The organism is Streptomyces sp. CNQ085, assembly GCF_022614595.1.
Lineage (GTDB): Bacteria > Actinomycetota > Actinomycetes > Streptomycetales > Streptomycetaceae > Streptomyces.
Genome location: NZ_JAJFAU010000033.1, coordinates 1 through 17,800, shown reverse-complemented (window position 1 = coordinate 17,800; position 17,800 = coordinate 1). Strand labels below are relative to the sequence as shown.

At 71.8% G+C, this 17,800-nt stretch carries 15 protein-coding genes, 1 CRISPR repeat array and 1 riboswitch; all 15 genes read left to right on the top strand.

Features of this window, described 5'->3' with window-relative positions:
* Nucleotides 1–26 precede the first annotated feature (26 nt).
* Nucleotides 27–1,706, top strand: a complete 1,680-nt coding sequence (gene casA, locus LJ221_RS08790; protein ID WP_374228409.1) for a type I-E CRISPR-associated protein Cse1/CasA — start codon at nt 27–29, stop codon at nt 1,704–1,706.
* Entirely contained in the window at nt 1,703–2,467 is a 765-nt protein-coding gene (casB, locus tag LJ221_RS08785; RefSeq protein WP_241715173.1) for a type I-E CRISPR-associated protein Cse2/CasB, read from the top strand. Before casA ends, casB begins: the two co-directional genes overlap by 4 nt.
* Complete coding sequence (gene cas7e, locus LJ221_RS08780) at nt 2,464–3,654, top strand: type I-E CRISPR-associated protein Cas7/Cse4/CasC (RefSeq protein WP_241715172.1); 1,191 nt, start codon at nt 2,464–2,466, stop codon at nt 3,652–3,654. The genes casB and cas7e overlap by 4 nt, the downstream gene beginning before the upstream one ends.
* Nucleotides 3,651–4,376, top strand: coding sequence for a type I-E CRISPR-associated protein Cas5/CasD (gene cas5e, locus LJ221_RS08775; RefSeq protein WP_241715171.1), 726 nt, complete (start codon nt 3,651–3,653; stop codon nt 4,374–4,376). The genes cas7e and cas5e overlap by 4 nt, the downstream gene beginning before the upstream one ends.
* Nucleotides 4,376–5,083 carry a type I-E CRISPR-associated protein Cas6/Cse3/CasE gene (cas6e, locus tag LJ221_RS08770; RefSeq protein ID WP_241715170.1) on the top strand — a complete coding sequence of 236 codons (708 nt, stop codon included), beginning with the start codon at nt 4,376–4,378 and terminating at the stop codon, nt 5,081–5,083. The genes cas5e and cas6e overlap by 1 nt, the downstream gene beginning before the upstream one ends.
* Before the next feature lie 4 nt (nt 5,084–5,087).
* Nucleotides 5,088–6,044 carry a type I-E CRISPR-associated endonuclease Cas1e gene (gene cas1e, locus LJ221_RS08765; RefSeq protein WP_241715169.1) on the top strand — a complete coding sequence of 319 codons (957 nt, stop codon included), beginning with the start codon at nt 5,088–5,090 and terminating at the stop codon, nt 6,042–6,044.
* Nucleotides 6,041–6,391: a type I-E CRISPR-associated endoribonuclease Cas2e gene (gene cas2e, locus LJ221_RS08760; RefSeq protein WP_241715168.1), complete on the top strand. Its 351-nt coding sequence runs from the start codon at nt 6,041–6,043 to the stop codon at nt 6,389–6,391. Before cas1e ends, cas2e begins: the two co-directional genes overlap by 4 nt.
* An 83-nt stretch (nt 6,392–6,474) precedes the next feature.
* Nucleotides 6,475–8,033: direct repeats of the CRISPR family, unit length 29 nt; unit sequence CTGCTCCCCGCACCCGCGGGGATGGTCCC.
* A 365-nt stretch (nt 8,034–8,398) separates the two neighbouring features.
* Nucleotides 8,399–8,734 (top strand): helix-turn-helix transcriptional regulator, encoded by a 336-nt coding sequence (locus tag LJ221_RS08755; RefSeq protein ID WP_241715166.1) that lies wholly within the window; start codon nt 8,399–8,401, stop codon nt 8,732–8,734.
* 2 nt (nt 8,735–8,736) lie between these two features.
* Nucleotides 8,737–9,504 (top strand): cation transporter, encoded by a 768-nt coding sequence (locus tag LJ221_RS08750; RefSeq protein WP_241715189.1) that lies wholly within the window; start codon nt 8,737–8,739, stop codon nt 9,502–9,504.
* Nucleotides 9,505–9,741: 237 nt separating this feature from the next.
* The gene (locus tag LJ221_RS08745) at nt 9,742–11,010 is read left to right on the top strand and encodes a VWA domain-containing protein (RefSeq protein WP_241715164.1); all 1,269 of its coding nucleotides are present in this window, start codon (nt 9,742–9,744) and stop codon (nt 11,008–11,010) included.
* Nucleotides 11,010–11,825, top strand: coding sequence for a hypothetical protein (locus LJ221_RS08740; RefSeq protein ID WP_241715162.1), 816 nt, complete (start codon nt 11,010–11,012; stop codon nt 11,823–11,825). Before LJ221_RS08745 ends, LJ221_RS08740 begins: the two co-directional genes overlap by 1 nt.
* A gap of 257 nt (nt 11,826–12,082) precedes the next feature.
* On the top strand, nt 12,083–12,655 hold the full coding sequence (locus LJ221_RS08735; RefSeq protein WP_241715160.1) for a DM13 domain-containing protein: 573 nt from the start codon (nt 12,083–12,085) through the stop codon (nt 12,653–12,655).
* 632 nt (nt 12,656–13,287) lie between these two features.
* A riboswitch (cyclic di-AMP (ydaO/yuaA leader) is annotated at nt 13,288–13,463 on the top strand.
* Between the two features lie 6 nt (nt 13,464–13,469).
* Nucleotides 13,470–14,546 (top strand): transglycosylase family protein, encoded by a 1,077-nt coding sequence (locus LJ221_RS23915; RefSeq protein WP_374228407.1) that lies wholly within the window; start codon nt 13,470–13,472, stop codon nt 14,544–14,546.
* A gap of 144 nt (nt 14,547–14,690) precedes the next feature.
* Entirely contained in the window at nt 14,691–16,910 is a 2,220-nt protein-coding gene (locus LJ221_RS08720) for an NADP-dependent isocitrate dehydrogenase (protein ID WP_241715158.1), read from the top strand.
* 595 nt (nt 16,911–17,505) lie between these two features.
* Nucleotides 17,506–17,800: DUF1622 domain-containing protein (locus LJ221_RS08715; protein WP_241715156.1), on the top strand; the 295-nt coding region annotated here is incomplete at its 3' end.

Below are 17,800 nucleotides of genomic sequence, written 5' to 3'. Positions count from 1 at the left end.
TGAACGACGCTGTGCCTGATGGGGACGTGTCCTTGGGAGGACCTCTCCCCGACGCTGGCTCCTTCGACCTGACGGTCCGGCCATGGCTGCCGGTGCAGTTCGAGAACGGCGCCAAGGCCGAGCTGTCCCTGATGGAGGTCTTCGAGCAGGCCGGGGAGATCCGGCGATTGGTGGGTGACCTGCCGACGCAGGACTTCACCCTGCTCCGACTGCTGCTGGCGATCCTGCACGATGCTCTGGAAGGCCCCGAGGACATCGACGCATGGGAGGAACTATGGGCAGGTGATGCCCCGTTCGCGCCGGTCGTGGGGTACCTCGAGCGGCACCGGGAGCGGTTCGACCTGACCCACCCACGCGCTCCCTTCTTCCAGATCGCAGGTCTTGAGGCGGCCAACGGCGAGGTGGCCTCCCTCAACCGAATCGTCGCCGACGTCCCCAACGGGGAGCCGTTCTTCACCATGCGGTCACCGGGAGCGGAACGCCTGGGATTCGCCGAGGCCGCACGCTGGCTGGTGCACGCCCATGCCTACGACACCTCCGGTATCAAGTCCGCCGCCGTGGGGGACCCGCGCGCGAGAAGCGGCAAGGTGTACCCCCTGGGGGTCGGCTGGGCGGGGAACCTCGGGGGCGTCTACGCGGAGGGCAGCTCCCTGCGGGAGACACTGCTGCTCAACCTGATCGCCGCCGACACCGGCACCGTCCGCACCAGCGAGGACGACCGGCCGGCCTGGCGCCGTGAGCCGTGCGGGCCCGCCGCGGCGGAAGATCTCGCCGGGCGTCCCTTTGGCCCGCGTGACCTGTACACCTGGCAGTCACGCCGTATGCGGCTGCACTACGACGACCAAGGTGTCCACGGCGTCGTCCTCGGCTACGGGGACCCGCTGCAGCCGCACAACATGCACCGGAACGAGCCGATGACCGGATGGCGGCGCAGCCAGGCGCAGGAGAAGAAGCGCGGCGAGTCGCTGGTCTACATGCCGCGCGAGCACGACCCTGCCCGTGCCGCCTGGCGCGGCCTGGCGGGCCTGCTCGCTCCACGCGAGCAGAGGAACGCGGGTTCCCGGGAACCCGCCTCCTCCGTGCCGCCCCGGGTTCTGGACTGGGTGGCCCGGCTGGTGACCGAAGATGTACTGCCTCGCGAGTACGCTTTGCGGGCGCGGACCGTCAGCGCGGTCTACGGCACCCAGCAGTCCGTGATCGACGAGATCGTGGACGACGGCGTCATGATGGCCGTCGTCCTGCTGCACCGGGAGAACCAGCGCTTCGGGCAGGCGGCGATCGATGCGGTCGGCGACGCCGACAAGGCGGTGCGAGCACTCGGAGATCTGGCAGGCCGCCTTGCCCAGGCGGCCGGAGCCGACCAGGAACCACGCCGCTCCACCACCCACGACCTCGGGTACAGCACTCTGGACGCCCCGTTCCGCCACTGGCTGCGAACCGTCGGTCCCGACGACGATCCCCAGGCCAAGCGCGGGCAGTGGCAGCAGCGAGTGCGCACACTCATCGGCAGGCTCGGCGACGGGCTACTGGACGAAGCGGGAAGCGCCGCATGGGAGGGACGCATCACCGACCGCGGTGAATGGCTCAACGACACCTCGGCCGACCTGCGGTTCCGCACCGACCTCAACAAAGCGCTTCACCTCGCCTCCATCGCGGACGAGGCACCGATGCCCGACGAGAACAACACCCCGAAGGTGCACACATGACGACCGCCTCCGCCACGATTCCGGCTCCCTCGCCCTCGGCTCGCCGGCGCGCAGCGCTGGGTCTGACCGGCAAAGCGGTGGATCAGCGCATCACTGAGCTCCAGAGGGGCTACCTCGCCGACCGTCCCGACGCAGTGGCCACACTCGCCCGGCTGCGCCGCGGCGTCGGCCGGCCCGCGGCCGCCGTACCGGAGCTGTGGGGCATGACCGCCGCCGAATCGGTCCACCAGGCGCACGCCAACGGCGAGTTGTCCGGCGAACAGGCCGAGCGGGCGGAGGAAGCCGCCCACATCGCGCTGTCCCTCTGGTCGCTGCACCAGCAGTCCCACCACAACCAGCGCATGCATGTGCGCTACGGACCAGAGCTCGGTGCGGCCGTCCGCCGCCTGATGCCCCCGGGCGAGCTGGACGAGCCGATCCGCAAGCGCTTCGTACGCGCCGCCACGGCAACCACGCCGACCATGCTGGCCCAGCGGCTGCGGGAGATCGTGGTACTGCTGCGGCGAGAGGCGATCCCGCTGGACTACGGCCTGCTCGCCGACCAGCTCTACCAGTGGCAGCAGCGGCCCGGCGGCCCGGAACAGGTACGCCGCTCCTGGGGCCGCTCCTTCCACATCCGCCCGAAGCCCGCGAACACCCGGAGCGGCCCTGGGCCCTCCGGCGACACCAACCCAGACGATCTCGCCTCCGGCGCCGACACCACCGGCGCGGACGGAACAGACGGCCTGGACACTACGACCTCGAAGGACGACACCCTGTGAGCCGGACCATCATCGACGTGCACGTACTGCAGACCGTCCCGCCCAGCAATCTCAACCGGGACGACACCGGCTCCCCCAAGACCGCCTTCTACGGCGGAGTGCGCCGGGCACGGGTGTCCAGCCAGGCGTGGAAGCGGGCCACCCGGCGTTCCTTCGACGGCCTTCTCGACCCGGCCGAGCTGGGCGTGCGCACCAAGAGGGTCGCCGAACTCCTCGCCGACCGGATCAAGCCCGCCCTGCCCGACCTGAGCGACGCCGAGCGGCTCGCGCTGGCCGCCGAGACGGTCCAGGTCGCCACCGGCTCCAAGATCGAGGTTCCCAAGCGCAAGGCGGAATCGGCGAAGAAGAAGGGCGAGGAGGAGCCGGCCCCGGAGTCCTCCTACCTGATGTTCCTCAGCTCCCGGCAGCTCGACGGTCTCGCCGCCCTCGCCGCCGAGGGCGCGGACGACATCAAGAAGTTCCTCAAGGACAAGGGGAACAAGGCCCGCGCCAAGCAGATCGCCGACACCCGCCACTCGGTCGACATCGCCCTGTTCGGCCGGATGGTCGCCGACTCCACCGACATCAACGTCGATGCCGCCACCCAGGTCGCCCACGCCATCAGCGTGCATGCGGTGGAGAACGAATCCGACTACTACACGGCCGTCGACGACCGCAACACCGGCGCCGAGCCGGGCGCGGGCATGATCGGCACCGTCGACTTCAACTCCGCCACCCTGTACCGCTACGCCGCCGTCGATGTCGACCTGTTGCGCCGGAACCTCGGCAAGGGCCTGCGCGAGGACGAGTCCGCCGCCGAGCCGGTGCGCCGGGCCGTCCAGGCATTCCTGCACGGTTTCGTCGCCTCGCTGCCCACCGGGAAGATCAACACCTTCGGCAACCACACCCTTCCGGACGCGGTGATCGTCAAACTCCGCAGCACCCGTCCGGTCAGCTTCGTCGCCGCGTTCGAGGAACCCGTCACCGCCGACCTCACCGGCGGTCATCTGAAGGCCGCCTGCGAGAAGCTCGCCGAGTACGTCCCGGACCTGGAGCGCGCCTACGGAAGTGACGGCGACCCCGCCTGGGTGCTGCGTATCGGCCCGGCCACCGCCAAACTCGCCGGACTGGGCACCGAGACCGCCCTCACCGAGCTGGTCGACGCCGTCGGTGCGGCCGTCGCCGAACGACTGGGCCCGGACGCATGAGCGTTCTGGTCCTCCTGCTGGCGGCCCCCCTGCAGTCCTGGGGGGCCTCCGCCCGTTTCGCCCGGCGCACCACCGGGCCCGTCCCCACCAAGAGCGGCGTGATCGGCCTGCTGGCTGCCGCCCAGGGGCGCGAGAGGAGCGCCGACCTGTCCGAACTGGCCTCCTTGCGCTTCGGCGTGCGCGTCGACCAGACCGGCACCCGCGTTCGCGACTACCAGACCGCGACCCACGCCGACTCGGGCAAGTCCATGCCGGTCTCGGAGCGCTTCTACCTGGCCGACTCCGTGTTCGTCGCCGCCGTAGAGGGCGATGACACCCTGATCGGCGACCTGCACGCAGCCGTGCGGTCGCCGGTCTTTCTGCCCTACCTCGGTCGCCGCTCCTGCCCGCCGGCCCGTCCTCTCGACCTCGGTATCCGGTCGGGGACGGACCTGCGCCAGGCGCTGCGTACCGAACCCTGGCATGCCGCCGAGTGGTACCAGCGCCGACACCGCGGCCAGCAGCGCATCGACCTCCAGCTGTTCCTCGACACCGAAGCGGGCAGCACCACGGCCGAAGACAGCCCGCGAGACCAGCCGCTCAGTTTCGACCCCCGGCACCGTCGGTACGGGCTGCGCGCCGTCCGCTCCGAAACCGTCTCCGTGGCCAATCCCCGGGCACGCAAGCCCCGCCGGGCCGCGGTCTTGCACCACGACCCGATGCCACTGCTCGAAGGTGACTGATGTACCTGACCCGCTTCCGTATCAACACCGCGCGGATGGGCGCCAGGCGCCTGCTGTCCTCGCCCCAGGTGGTGCACGCGGCCGTGATGTCCTCCTTCCCCGCAGCTCCGCCCGCCGCCGGCGAGGGACCGCGGGTGCTGTGGCGCGTCGACCACAACGGCGCCTCCCAGGTGCTGCTCTACATCGTCGGCCCCGACCGGCCCGACCTCACCCACCTCGTGGAGCAGGCCGGGTGGCCCACCGCTGAAGAGGGATGGCAGACCCGCCCCTACACACCCTTCCTCTCCCGCCTGGAGAACGACAGTGTCTGGGCCTTCCGGCTCACGGCCAACCCGGTCCACAGCATCCGCCGCACGGACGGCGAACCGACCAAGCGCACCGCGCACCTCACCCCCCGGCACCAGACGCAGTGGCTGCTCAAACGGCAGAAAGACGCAGGCTTCCGCATCCTGGAAAAACCCGAGGAACAACGCCGCCTGCCCGAAGGCGACGCGCACGAACTGATCGTGCACGGCCGCCGCGACCTGGCCTTCGGCAAGACCGAGCGGACAAGCGGACGCAAGAACCGCGTCACCCTGACCGCCGTCACCTTCGACGGACGGCTCCGGGTCACCGACCCCGACGCCCTGCGCCACACCCTCGTGGCGGGACTGGGGAAGGCGAAGGCGTACGGCTGCGGGCTGATGACCCTCGCCCCCGTGGGGTGAGGCGGTGTCCACGGTCAGCAAGCGGAACCTGTCCACCCCGCGGGAACTCACCCGCGTGGGAGACCGCCTCTCCTTCGTCTACCTGGAGCGGTGCACCGTCCACCGCGACGCCAACGCCATCACCGCCGAGGACGCCGAAGGCACCGTCCACATCCCCTCCGCCACCATCGGCACCCTCCTGCTCGGCCCCGGCACCCGCATCACCCACCAGGCGATGAGCGTCCTCGGTGAGAGCGGAGCGGGCGTGGTGTGGGTCGGCGAGCACGGCGTGCGCTTCTACGCCGGCGGCCGGGCCCTGACCCGCTCCTCCGCCCTCATCGAGGCCCAGGCCACCTTGTGGGCCAACCGGCGCAGCCGCCTGGACGTAGCCCGCGCCATGTACCGCAAACGCTTCCCCGACGAGGACCCCTCCGGCTGCACCCGCCACGAACTCCTCGGCCGCGAGGGCCGGCGTGTCAAGGACTGCTACCGCAAGGAAGCGGCCCGCACCGGCATCACCTGGCGGGGCCGCCGCTTCACACCCCGCGACTTCTCCTCCGGCGACCCGCCCAACCAGGCCGTCACCGCCGCCGCCCAGTGCATGTACGGCATCGCCCAGGCCGTCGTCGCAGCCCTGGGCTGCAGCCCAGGGCTCGGCTTCGTCCACTCCGGGCACGAACTGTCCTTCGTGCTGGACATCGCCGACCTCTACAAAACCGAGATCGGAATCCCCGTCGCATTCGAAGTGGCAGCGGAGAGCCCCGAGGACATCGGTCCACGCACCCGCCGGGCCATCCGCGACAAGGTCAACGAAACCAGCCTGCTGGACCGCTGCGTCGACGACATCAAGCAACTCCTCCTGCCCGCAGCAGCCGGCAGCGAAGCAGCCGACAGTGACCTGGAGGACCGGGTGACCCTGCAGTCCGACCACGGGCAGGACGTGGCCGCCGGCCGCAACTACGCGGACGAGGTCATCTGGTGACCGTCATCGTCCTCACTCACTGCCCGGTCGGACTGCGTGGCTTCCTCACCCGTTGGCTGCTGGAGATCTCCCCGGGAGTCTTCATCGGCGGCCCCTCCGCACGGGTCCGCCAGGCGCTGTGGGAAGAGGTGAGGCAGTACGCGGGCGGCAACGGCCGCGCGCTACTGGCCTACAGCACCAACAACGAGCAGGGCTTCGCCTTCGAGACCCACGACCACAAGTGGCACCCCGTGGACCACGAGGGCCTCACCCTGATCCGCCGCCCGAACGACCAGGCCACCACCTCCCCGCCGCCACCGCGCGGCTGGAGCAAGGCGTCCAAGCGCCGACGCTTCGGAAACCGGTGAAGGAAGCCGGGTCCGTTATGTCCGAGTCGGTGAAACTGCTCGAAATCCCCTCCCCGCTCGGGTGAAACAGCAGGTCACCGAGTCTGCTCCCCGCACCCGCGGGGATGGTCCCTCCGGGCCCCTCTCGCATGTGTGGCGGGGGGCCTGCTCCCCGCACCCGCGGGGATGGTCCCGAAACGGCACACGAACGCGCCAACCCACAAGACTGCTCCCCGCACCCGCGGGGATGGTCCCTCTCGTGATCGTCAGGGCCGGTCCCGGGGTCACTGCTCCCCGCACCCGCGGGGATGGTCCCGTCGCCCTCATGCCGACACTCCCGCCTGGTCACTGCTCCCCGCACCCGCGGGGATGGTCCCACGATCGCGTGAAGGTGCGGGTGCCACCCGTTCTGCTCCCCGCACCCGCGGGGATGGTCCCTGCGCTCCCCCGATCGGGTCCAGGGCCCGGAACTGCTCCCCGCACCCGCGGGGATGGTCCCGACCGCGCCGCCGGATGGAAGTGCGACCCCGACTGCTCCCCGCACCCGCGGGGATGGTCCCTCGATCCGTCCGACGATCGGATGGTGAGATCCCTGCTCCCCGCACCCGCGGGGATGGTCCCGCCGCCCAGCTCGGGGCCCTGGCCGAACGGCTCTGCTCCCCGCACCCGCGGGGATGGTCCCGTGGAGTTCCTGGCGGCGCAGCGCCGCCAGCTCTGCTCCCCGCACCCGCGGGGATGGTCCCCCCCCGTACATGAAGATCATGCCGCCGGCGCCCTGCTCCCCGCACCCGCGGGGATGGTCCCCCGCCTTCCGTGACTGGACCGGTGTTGATTTCCTGCTCCCCGCACCCGCGGGGATGGTCCCTGCACGCGCACCCCGAGCGTGCGGAACACGTCCTGCTCCCCGCACCCGCGGGGATGGTCCCGGCGCTACGGATCTGGTGGCCGGGGCGCGGCTCTGCTCCCCGCACCCGCGGGGATGGTCCCCTGGGCGGCGGTGATGGCGGTCATGGTGCTCCCTGCTCCCCGCACCCGCGGGGATGGTCCCCGCCGCCCTCCCCGGCGAGCCCATGGAGGGCCCTGCTCCCCGCACCCGCGGGGATGGTCCCACCACCTCCAGAGCGGTGGACTCGCACAGGGACTGCTCCCCGCACCCGCGGGGATGGTCCCGCGCCCCCGTGTGCGCCCGTGCGCCGTCTTGTCTGCTCCCCGCACCCGCGGGGATGGTCCCGCCGCCTCGGCCTGCCCGCGGATTTCGTCGACCTGCTCCCCGCACCCGCGGGGATGGTCCCCTCATCCCAGGTGGTCGACATCTATGGGTCCGCTGCTCCCCGCACCCGCGGGGATGGTCCCTGCTCACGGAACTTGAGTCGGCGGAGACAGACCTGCTCCCCGCACCCGCGGGGATGGTCCCAGCTCCCGCTTCGCGCTCGTGGCGCCGGTGATCTGCTCCCCGCACCCGCGGGGATGGTCCCTCGGGGCCGGGCCGGGCCGTCCCGTCCCTGCCCCTGCGTGCTCCCCGCACCCGCGGGGATGGTCCCTGGTCAGCACGTCCGCCTGAGACGGTCCCTTGGTGCTCCCCGCACCCGCGGGGATGGTCCCCACGACCGCCTATCTCGCACCGGGTTCCGCGGCTGCTCCCCGCACCCGCGGGGATGCTCCCTCCTCGGCCGTGGCCGGGGGGCCATCCGCGTGGTACGGACACGGTCGTGTGGCGTACGCCGTCGCGGTCGCCGGGCCCTGGCGGCCTCATGCGGCGGGATCGATTCGGGCTCCGGTCGCCCAGTACGCGCCACCGGGCGACCCCTCGCGTCCGGGCGGAATTCCCGACTCGGAAGACCGACGCTTCCGGCGCACACGGCAGGTGCGGGGATGCGGTGCCGACTCCCGCCGGCCGCGGTGGTCCGGCGGAAGCCGGGTGGGGATTGTTCCGTTCACAGGTCCTGGGAGAGGGCGAGGAGTTCGGCGAACAGGCCGCCAATTGGTTCATTGTTATGTGAATTCATGATCTCGTGTATTGTCTTGGCCGTGCTGACTCTCGCCACCGATCTCGACGCCCTGACCCGGTTCGGCCGGGCGCTGGCCGATCTGATCCGCTGCCGCATCCTGCTGACCCTGCGCGATGCCCCCGCCTACCCGGCCGACCTCGCCGACGCGCTGGGTATCTCCCGTACCCGGCTGTCGAACCACCTCGCGTGTCTGCGCGACTGCGGCCTGGTCGTCGCCGCCCCCGAGGGCCGGCGCACCCGCTACGAGCTGGCCGACCCCCGCCTCGGCCACGCGCTGGACGACCTGCGCACCGCGGTGGTCGCCGTCGCCGCCGACCGCATCTGCCCGGACGCCGCGGAGAAGGGGTGCTGCTGACCGTGGCCGCCGGAACATCCCTACCTCCCGGGCCGCGCCCGGCCCGCCGCGACGCCCTCATCCGCCGGATACGGTTGCTGGTCGCGGCCACCATCGCCTACAACGTCGTCGAGGCGGCCGTCGCCCTCACCGCCGGGACGGCCGCCTCATCGGCCGCGCTGGTCGGCTTCGGTCTGGACTCGGTCGTCGAGGTGTCCTCGGCCGCCGCGGTCGCCTGGCAGTTCTCCGCCGCCGACCATGCCGTCCGCGAGGCCCGTGAGCAGCGCGCCCTGCGAATCATCGCGGCCTCCTTCTTCGCGCTGGCCGCCTATGTCACCGTCGATGCCGTCCGGGCGCTGGCCGGTGGCGGGGAGGCGGAGTCCTCCGTTCCCGGCATCGTGCTGGCCGCCCTGTCCCTGGCGGTCATGCCGTTCCTCTCCCTCGCCCAGCGCAGGGCCGGACGCGAACTGGGTTCGGCCAGCGCGGTGGCGGACTCCAAGCAGACCCTGCTGTGCACCTATCTGTCGGCCGTGCTCCTGACGGGCCTGGTCCTCAACGCCGCCCTCGGCTGGTCCTGGGCCGACCCCGTCGCCGCCCTGGTCATCGCCGCTGTCGCCGTCAGGGAGGGCCGTGACGCCTGGCAGGGCAGGGGCTGCTGCGCACCGAACACCACCGCGGCGGCCGCTGCGGCAACCGAGCCGGCGGGGGCCGGGGAGGACGGCTGCGGCCGCCGCCCGGACTGTGCCTGCTGCGCACCCGCACCCGCGCCGGCCCCTGAGGCGGAGCGGTGAACGGCTGGGCCCGGGCCGCGCTCGCTCTCCGCCCGGGGTGGGCGGGATTCGTCCTCGGTGTCCGCGCCGCGCCGCCCGGGCGGTGAGCGGCCGGTCCGTGCGGCCGAGGCGGGGGTGTTTTCTCCGTGGGGTGCCGCGAGCCGCCGGGAGCGCGGCGGCCGGTGGACGATATCGCCTGAACCACCGTCCCCCGGGCCCGTTTTGGACCACAGCGGCGGAGGTCAATAGGATCCGCCGATGATCAGAAAACAACGGTCGGTGGCGGGCCTCGGCGTCCTGCTCGCCGTGCTCGCGGCCGGGCTCGTGTTCCCGGCCGGGGCGGTCGCCGACGAGACCGCCGCGGACGCGCCGAAAGTCAACCTGGTGATCGACGTCAGCGGTTCGATGCGCGCGCGGGACATCGACGGACGGTCGCGCATGGCCGCGGCCAAGCAGGCATTCAACGAGGTACTGGACGCCACCCCAGAGGAGGTCCGGCTCGGCATCCGCACGCTCGGCGCCGACTACCCCGGCGACGACCGCGAGACGGGCTGCAAGGACACCGCGCAGCTCTACCCGGTCGGCCCGCTGGACCGCACCGAGGCCAAGGCGGCGGTGGCCACGCTGGCGCCGACCGGCTGGACGCCGATCGGGCCGGCCCTGCTGAAGGCGGCCGGCGATCTCGACGGCGGTACCGGCTCCAAGCGGATCGTGCTGATCAGCGACGGCGAGGACACCTGCGCCCCGCTCGACCCGTGCGAGGTGGCCAGGGAGATAGCGGCCAAGGGTATCGGCCTGACCATCGACACCCTCGGCCTGGTGCCGAACACGAAGATGCGGCAGCAGCTGAGCTGCATCGCCGAGGCCACCGGCGGCACCTACACCTCGGTGGAGCACGCCGACGAACTCACCGAGAAGGTCAACCAACTGGTGGAACGGGCGGCCGACCCGGTGGTGACGCCGGTGGCCGTGGAGGGCGCGGCGCGGTGCGCCGAGGCGCCGGCCCTGGAGTCCGGCCTGTACACCGACCGCGAGGAGTTCGGCCAGGAGCGCTGGTACCGGGTGGACGTGGCGCCCGGTCAGGAGCTGCGTGCCTCGGTGAGCGTGGCGGCGGACCGGGCGGTGAGGCCGGACTACGGGGTGCTGCTGCGTGCGGTCACGGTGCACGGCCGGGAGATCGTGCGTGGTGAGGCGGCGGGCAACGGCCGCACCGACATGATCTCCACGGGTCTGCGCTATCCGAAGCCGGAAAGCGACGGCGACGGTGAGGAGGCGGAGGCCGAGGCGGTGTGCCTGCGGGTGACGAACTCCTTCTCGGCGGCGTCCGGGGTGAAGACCACTCCCGGCATGCCGCTGGAACTGACCGTGGACGTGGTCGACGCTCCGTCGCAGGCCGCCGACGTGGCCTCCTTCGGGCTCGGCCGCGGCTGGTGGCTGCTCGGCGTCCTGGTGCTGACCGGCTTCCTCGCGGGCATGGTGTGGGGCTGGCTGTCGCGTTGGCGTGTCGCGGTGTGGAGGACCAACTGATGTGGATCACACGCGTGGTGAGCGCCGCGCTGCTGACACTCGGCCTCGCGGCGGGCCCCGCCGCGGCCGACTCGACACCGTCCCCGAGCCCGTCCGAGGACAGCGCGGCGCCCACATCGGCGGGCACCTCGTTCCGTACCGCGGCGGAGATCGGCCAGGGGGGGACGGCGACGGCGAGCGCCTCGGCCGGTGACTACCTGTACTGGTCGTTCCCGGCCGACACCGGTCAGCGTCCCACCGTGAGGGCGACGGTGAAGCTCCCGCAAGAGCACGCGGCGCAGACCTGGCAGATCGATGTCTACGACGGTCTGAGGCGCCGCCAGGCGTGCCAGTACGGGGCGCAGACCCGCACGGCCGCCGCGGGCGCCGGGTCGGTGGAGCTGGCGTGCGTGCTGCGCACGGTGCGGGCCTGGTCGGAGCCGTGGGCCAATGATCCGCTGCCGGGCACGTACTACCTGCGGCTGACGGCGGTGGGGGTGCGGACGGCCGACCTCGGGCAGCCGGTGGCCGCCGAGGTGCGGGTGGAGTCGGAGGACATGGGCGGGGCGGCGGCCGTGGACGGCCGACTGGCCGAGCCACTGGTACCGGGCGTCGCGGTGGCGCGGCAGGACGAGGGCGGCAAGGACGAGGACGGCTCCGGGGCGTCGGCCGTGCTGTCGGGTGTCGAGCCGGACGACGGCTGGTCGTCGGGCCGGTGGTCCGATCGCTGGGTGTGGACGGTGTCCGGCGCGGTGCTGGCGGCGCTCGCGGGCATCGGGGGATACGCGCTGACACGGGGCGCGGGACGCCCGGCGCGCGTGCCGCCGAACGCCTGAGCCCCTCCGGGGCCCGCCGTCACTTCACGCGGCGGGTCCCGAAGGGGGCAGCCCGGCCCGTCACCCGAAAGCGGCTCGCCGTACGCTCGTTCACACCGCCGCACCACTTCCGCCGACCGCGCATTCGCCGGGGGTTCGCCACGGCGCTCACGGAGCCTTACGCGCCCGGGGCGTGGTTGTGAACGTTCCGTCATGTCCCGGACGGTGCGCCGGTGCCGCTGTTGGCGTTGAATGGGGGCGGCGGACTTTCCGAGTGGATGGGGGTGGGCGCGTTGCGCGCCGTGGTGAGCAGACCGCTGGTGGCCGCGGTCGTGGTGGTGGCCGTGGTGGCGGCCGGTGTGGGGCTGTACTGGTTCCAGCCGTGGAAGCTGTGGCAGGACGAGACCGTGAGGGAGTCGCTGCCCGCGGCCCCGAGCGCGCCCGCCCCGCCGGCTGACCGGGAGACCGCCTCAGCGGCGCCGCCCGCGCAGGCCGGACCGAGGACGCTGGCCGACGGTGACCTGATCTCCCACGAGCACGCGACGTCGGGGACGGTGCGGCTGATCCGGCTGCCCGACGGCTCCCATGTGGTGCGCCTGGAGAACCTCGAGACCAGCAACGGGCCCGACCTGCACGTCTGGCTGACCGACGCGCCGGTGAGGGAAGGCCGGGCGGGCTGGGGCGTCTTCGACGACGGGGAGTACGTCAGCCTCGGCAGGCTGAAGGGCAACAGGGGCGATCAGAACTACGCGCTGCCCGCCGGGGTGGACCCGGATGCGTTCACCAGCGTGACCATCTGGTGCGACCGCTTCGACGTCTCGTTCGGAGCGGCTGAGCTGGAGCGGGTCTGACCAGGGCCGGGGACGAAGCCGACCGGCATCATGCCCTCGGCTCCGCTGTTTCCGGTGAGGGCGGAGGAGACCCGGGCGCACGGCGGGGCTGCGCCGACTTCCCCGCGACCGCTCCGGGTCCGGGACCCGGAGCGGTCGCGGCCTCCCATGTGAGCGCGCGCGAGGGGCCGCCTTCGCCGCCGGTCTCCACGATCACACCGAAAAGCGGCAGAACGTTCATGCTCCCCTCAAGGGACTATTCACCTAAAAGACGCAGGAGCCTTCTTGTGTCCCGATATTCGCCAATCGCTTTTGTCGTGAGCAACACCCCATATTGGTAAGGCCTTTCCATCGGTGTGCCGGGAATCACATCGCCGCCTGCTCCGTCTGTCCGCGGCCGGGAGACATGGACGCCGACGGCGGAAACTCCCGGCCGAAAAGCGGTTTGACGTGTGTGCGGCCCCGGTGCTCTCCCGCCCGGCGCGTGACCGGACACGCACGGCGGCCGTGCTTGTCGGCTCGGTGACAAAGTGACAGGACGTCGGATTTCCGCACCTTGTGTCCGTGAATTCCGTGTGTTTATGTGTCCTGACCTTCGCCGTCCGTGGCGGGGGCTCCGCCGCCGGGACGCCTAGTCCTGCCGCCCGGCCGGGGAGAGGCAACAGCTGACCGTGGCAGGAGCGGGGAAACCACATACGTGCCGTACCGCCCGTCTGGCGGCCCGGCTTGGGGTGAAGCCGATTTCCGACGCCCTCCGAGGCGAAGAGAATCGGCCGGGCAACTCCAGCCCGAATCCGACAGCTAACCTCGCAGGCGTGGGAGAGGAAGCACACCCATGTCCCGTGGTCGTCACCGCCGCCCCCGCACACCCCTGATATCCCGCCAGTTCTCCCGGATCTCCCTGGTCGCCGCGGCCGGCGGTGCGGGAGTCGCCGCGCCGGTGGTCGCCGCCGGCAGCGCGAACGCGGCCCCCGCCGCGGTGTGGGAGAAGGTCGCCGAATGCGAGAGCAGCGGCAACTGGTCCATCAACACCGGCAACGGTTACTACGGCGGGCTGCAGTTCTCCCAGTCCAGCTGGGAGGCCGCCGGCGGCACCGAGTACGCGCCGCGCGCCGATCTGGCCACCAAGCAGCAGCAGATCGCCGCCGGCGAGAGACTGCTGGAGCTCCAGGGGCCGGGAGCCTGGCCCACCTGCGGACCCGCGGCCGGACTCGGCCGGGACTCCGGCGGCCCGGACAGCGTCCCCGCCACCCAGACGGGCGGCGAGTCCCGGCTGAAGACCGGGACGCAGTCCGGAACGAAGCCCGAGGCGGAGCGCAAGCCCGCGGCCGGCACCCACACCGTCGCCTCCGGCGACACCCTCCACAAGATCGCCACCGCCCACGGTGTCGAGGGCGGCTGGCAGGCGGTCTACGACGCCAACCGCAAGACCGTCGGCGACGACCCGCACCTGATCTTCCCCGGCCAGGAACTGACCCTGGCCGCCCGGTCCTCCGGCGGGGAGCAGGACAGTGCCCCTGAGCGGGCGACCCGGACGCAGGCCCGCCAGACCGCCGAGAAGGCCGCGCCCCAGGCCGCGCCGAAGACCTACGCGGACAACCTCGACGGCTGGATCCGCGAGGCGCTGGACATCATGCGGGCCAACGGCATCCCCGGCACCTACGAGGGCATCCACCGCAACATCATGCGCGAGTCCAGCGGCAACCCGAACGCGATCAACAACTGGGACATCAACGCCCAGCGCGGCACCCCCTCGATCGGTCTGCTCCAGGTCATCAAACCGACCTTCGACGCCTACCACGTCCCGGGCACGGCGAACAGCCAGTACGACCCGGTCGCCAACATCGTCGCCGCCTGCAACTACGCGGCCGACCGCTACGGCTCGATCGACAACGTCAACGGACCCTACTGAGAGGGCCGGCCCCCAGGCCCCGCAACCCCGCCCCCGGCGGCTGCGTGAACGCACCGCCGCCGGGGGCGGGGCACTTTCGAGGGGAAGCCCTCCACGGGATATCTTGATGTCGAGCAATGTTGCAGACGTGGAGCGGAGCACCCGGTGACTGACTCGACCATCATCTACACACAGACCGACGAGGCCCCGGCCCTGGCGACGTACTCTTTCCTGCCGGTGGTCAGGGCCTACGCCGCCAAGGCGGGCGTCTCCGTGGAGAGCCGCGACATCTCCCTGGCGGGGCGGATCATCGCGGTCTTCCCCGAGTACCTCAAGGAGGAGCAGCGCATCGGTGACGCGCTCGCCGAGCTGGGCGAGCTGGCCAAGACCCCCCAGGCCAACATCATCAAGCTGCCGAACATCTCGGCCTCCATCCCGCAGCTCAAGGCCGCGATCACCGAGCTCCAGGAGAAGGGCTACGCGCTCCCGGAGTACCCCGACGACCCCAGGACCGACGAGGAGCGGGAGATCCGCGCCCGCTACGACAAGGTCAAGGGCAGCGCCGTCAACCCGGTGCTGCGCGAGGGCAACTCCGACCGCCGCGCCCCCGCCTCGGTGAAGAACTACGCCAAGACCCACCCGCACCGCATGGGTGCCTGGACCCCCGAGTCCAGGACCAACGTGGCGACCATGGGCGTGGACGACTTCCGCTCCACCGAGAAGTCCGCGGTCCTCGGCAAGGACGACACGCTCCGCATCGAGCTGGTCGGCGACGACGGCTCCACCACCGTGCTGCGCGAGTCCGTGCCCGTGCTCGCCGACGAGGTCGTGGACGCGGCCGTCATGCGGGTGGCCGCGCTGCGCGAGTTCCTGAAGGAACAGGTCACCCGCGCCAAGTCCGAGGGCGTGCTGTTCTCGGTCCACCTGAAGGCCACCATGATGAAGGTCTCCGACCCGATCATCTTCGGCCACGTGGTGCGCGCCTTCTTCCCGAAGACCTTCGCCGAGTACGGCCAGACCCTCGCCGCCGCCGGCCTCACACCGAACGACGGCCTCGGCGGCATCCTCAAGGGCCTGGAGTCGCTGCCCGAGGGTGCGAAGATCAAGGAGTCCTTCGAGGCGGAGCTGGCCGAGGGCCCCGAGCTGGCCATGGTCGACTCCGACCGCGGGATCACCAACCTGCACGTCCCCAGCGACGTCATCGTCGACGCCTCCATGCCGGCCATGATCCGCACCTCCGGCCACATGTGGGGCCCCGACGGCCAGGAGCACGACACCCTCGCGGTCCTGCCCGACAGCTCCTACTCCGGCGTCTACCAGGCCGTCATCGACGACTGCCGCGCAAGCGGTGCCTTCGACCCGGCCACCATGGGCTCGGTGCCCAACGTCGGCCTGATGGCGCAGAAGGCCGAGGAGTACGGCAGCCACGACAAGACCTTCGAGATCCCGGCCACCGGCACCGTCCGGGTCACCGACGGCGACGGCAACGTCGTACTGGAGCAGACGGTCGGCGCCGGCGACATCTTCCGCATGTGCCAGACCAAGGACGCCCCGATCAGGGACTGGGTCAAGCTGGCCGTCACCCGCGCCCGCGCCACCGGCGCCCCGGCGGTGTTCTGGCTGGACGAGACGCGCGCCCATGACGCCAGGCTGATCGAGAAGGTCCGCGCCTACCTGGCCGAGCACGACACCGAGGGCCTGCGGATCGAGATCATGGCGCCGGTGGACGCCACGAAGTTCTCCCTGGAGCGCATCCGCCGCGGCGAGGACACCATCTCGGTCACCGGCAACGTGCTGCGCGACTACCTCACCGACCTGTTCCCGATCCTCGAGCTGGGCACGAGCGCCAAGATGCTCTCCGTCGTCCCGCTGATGAACGGCGGCGGCCTGTTCGAGACCGGCGCCGGCGGCTCCGCGCCCAAGCACGTCCAGCAGCTGGTCAAGGAGAACTACCTGCGCTGGGACAGCCTGGGCGAGTTCCTGGCCCTGGCGGTCAGCTTCGAGCACCTGGCGCAGACCACGGACAACGCCAAGGCCCAGGTGCTGGCCGACACCCTGGACCGGGCCACGGCCACCTTCCTCAACGAGGACAAGTCGCCCACCCGCCGCGTCGGCGGCATCGACAACCGCGGCAGCCACTTCTACCTGGCGCTGTACTGGGCTCAGGAGCTGGCGAAGCAGACCGACGACACCGAACTCGCGCAGGTGTTCGGTCCGCTGGCGCGGCAGCTGAGCGAGCAGGAGCAGACGATCGTCGGCGAGCTGGCCGCCGTCCAGGGCTCTCCGGCCGACATCGGCGGTTACTACCGCCCCGACGACGCCAAGGCCTCGGCCGTCATGCGCCCGTCGCAGACCCTCAACCAGGCGCTGGCGAGCCTGGCCTGACACGAAGGGCGGACGGGGGCGCCTCTCCGCGCCCCCGTCCCCCCCCCCCCCCGCCCCTGTCCCCCTCGCCCCGCGACGCCGCCGCCCCGGCCGGACTCCTCGTCCGGCCGGGGCTGTTTTCCGAGCGGGCCGCCCGTACCGTCCGCGTGAGGGGGGCAAGGCCCCTTCCGCAGGGCGGACGGCCGGGAGCGGCCGGGTCAGCAGCGCGCGCCGCAGCAGCCGCTGCCCGGTGGCACGGACCGCCTCGACTCCACCGCCGTGCCCGGCGAGGGCCCCGGTACGCGGTGTCCGGACAGGGGAGGCGCCGGCCAGGACGGGGGGAACCTGGCCGGCGCCGGTCGGTGTGCGGGCGCCGGCGGCGCCGGTCGTCTTCGCGGCGAGCGGCACTGCGAGGCTTCAGCCGGACGATCGTCCTCGCAGGCGGTGTGTGAGGCCGGGGGGACACTGTCCCGCCCTCCGGCGCCCGCGACGAGTACAACCGGCCGACCGCCGCGGACATTCCTCGCTGTGCACGGTTAACCCGAACGAATTCGGATGAGGTGGGTCACATCGGCCGCTCGCGGGATGGGTGGACCGGTGCGGGTACTCGCCGATCATGGACACAACCGCCGAAGTGCTGCCCGAGTCCGCTCTCAGGGAAGCGGTCGACCTTCTGGTGAAGCTGGTGGAGGCGGCGGGCGCCCTGATCATCTTCGTGGGCGCCGTCTGGGCGTTCGGGCGCTTCCTGCTGACCATGGCGCGCGGGGCCGGGCCGGACAGCAGGTTCAACAGGATCCGGCTCACCCTGGGACGTTTTCTCGCGCTCGGACTGGAGTTCCAGCTCGCCGGGGACGTACTGCGCACGGCCGTCGCGCCGAGCTTCACCGAGATCGGGCAGCTCGCCGCGATCG

Excerpts from the sequence above, each read along its gene's own strand:
- cas6e (WP_241715170.1), top strand. The coding sequence starts at position 4,376 with ATGTACCTGACCCGCTTCCGTATCAACACCGCGCGGATGGGCGCCAGG.
- LJ221_RS23915 (WP_374228407.1), top strand. The coding sequence starts at position 13,470 with ATGTCCCGTGGTCGTCACCGCCGCCCCCGCACACCCCTGATATCCCGC.
- LJ221_RS08745 (WP_241715164.1), top strand. The coding sequence starts at position 9,742 with ATGATCAGAAAACAACGGTCGGTGGCGGGCCTCGGCGTCCTGCTCGCC.
- cas5e (WP_241715171.1), top strand. The coding sequence starts at position 3,651 with ATGAGCGTTCTGGTCCTCCTGCTGGCGGCCCCCCTGCAGTCCTGGGGG.
- casB (WP_241715173.1), top strand. The coding sequence starts at position 1,703 with ATGACGACCGCCTCCGCCACGATTCCGGCTCCCTCGCCCTCGGCTCGC.
- LJ221_RS08735 (WP_241715160.1), top strand. The coding sequence starts at position 12,083 with ATGGGGGTGGGCGCGTTGCGCGCCGTGGTGAGCAGACCGCTGGTGGCC.
- LJ221_RS08740 (WP_241715162.1), top strand. The coding sequence starts at position 11,010 with ATGTGGATCACACGCGTGGTGAGCGCCGCGCTGCTGACACTCGGCCTC.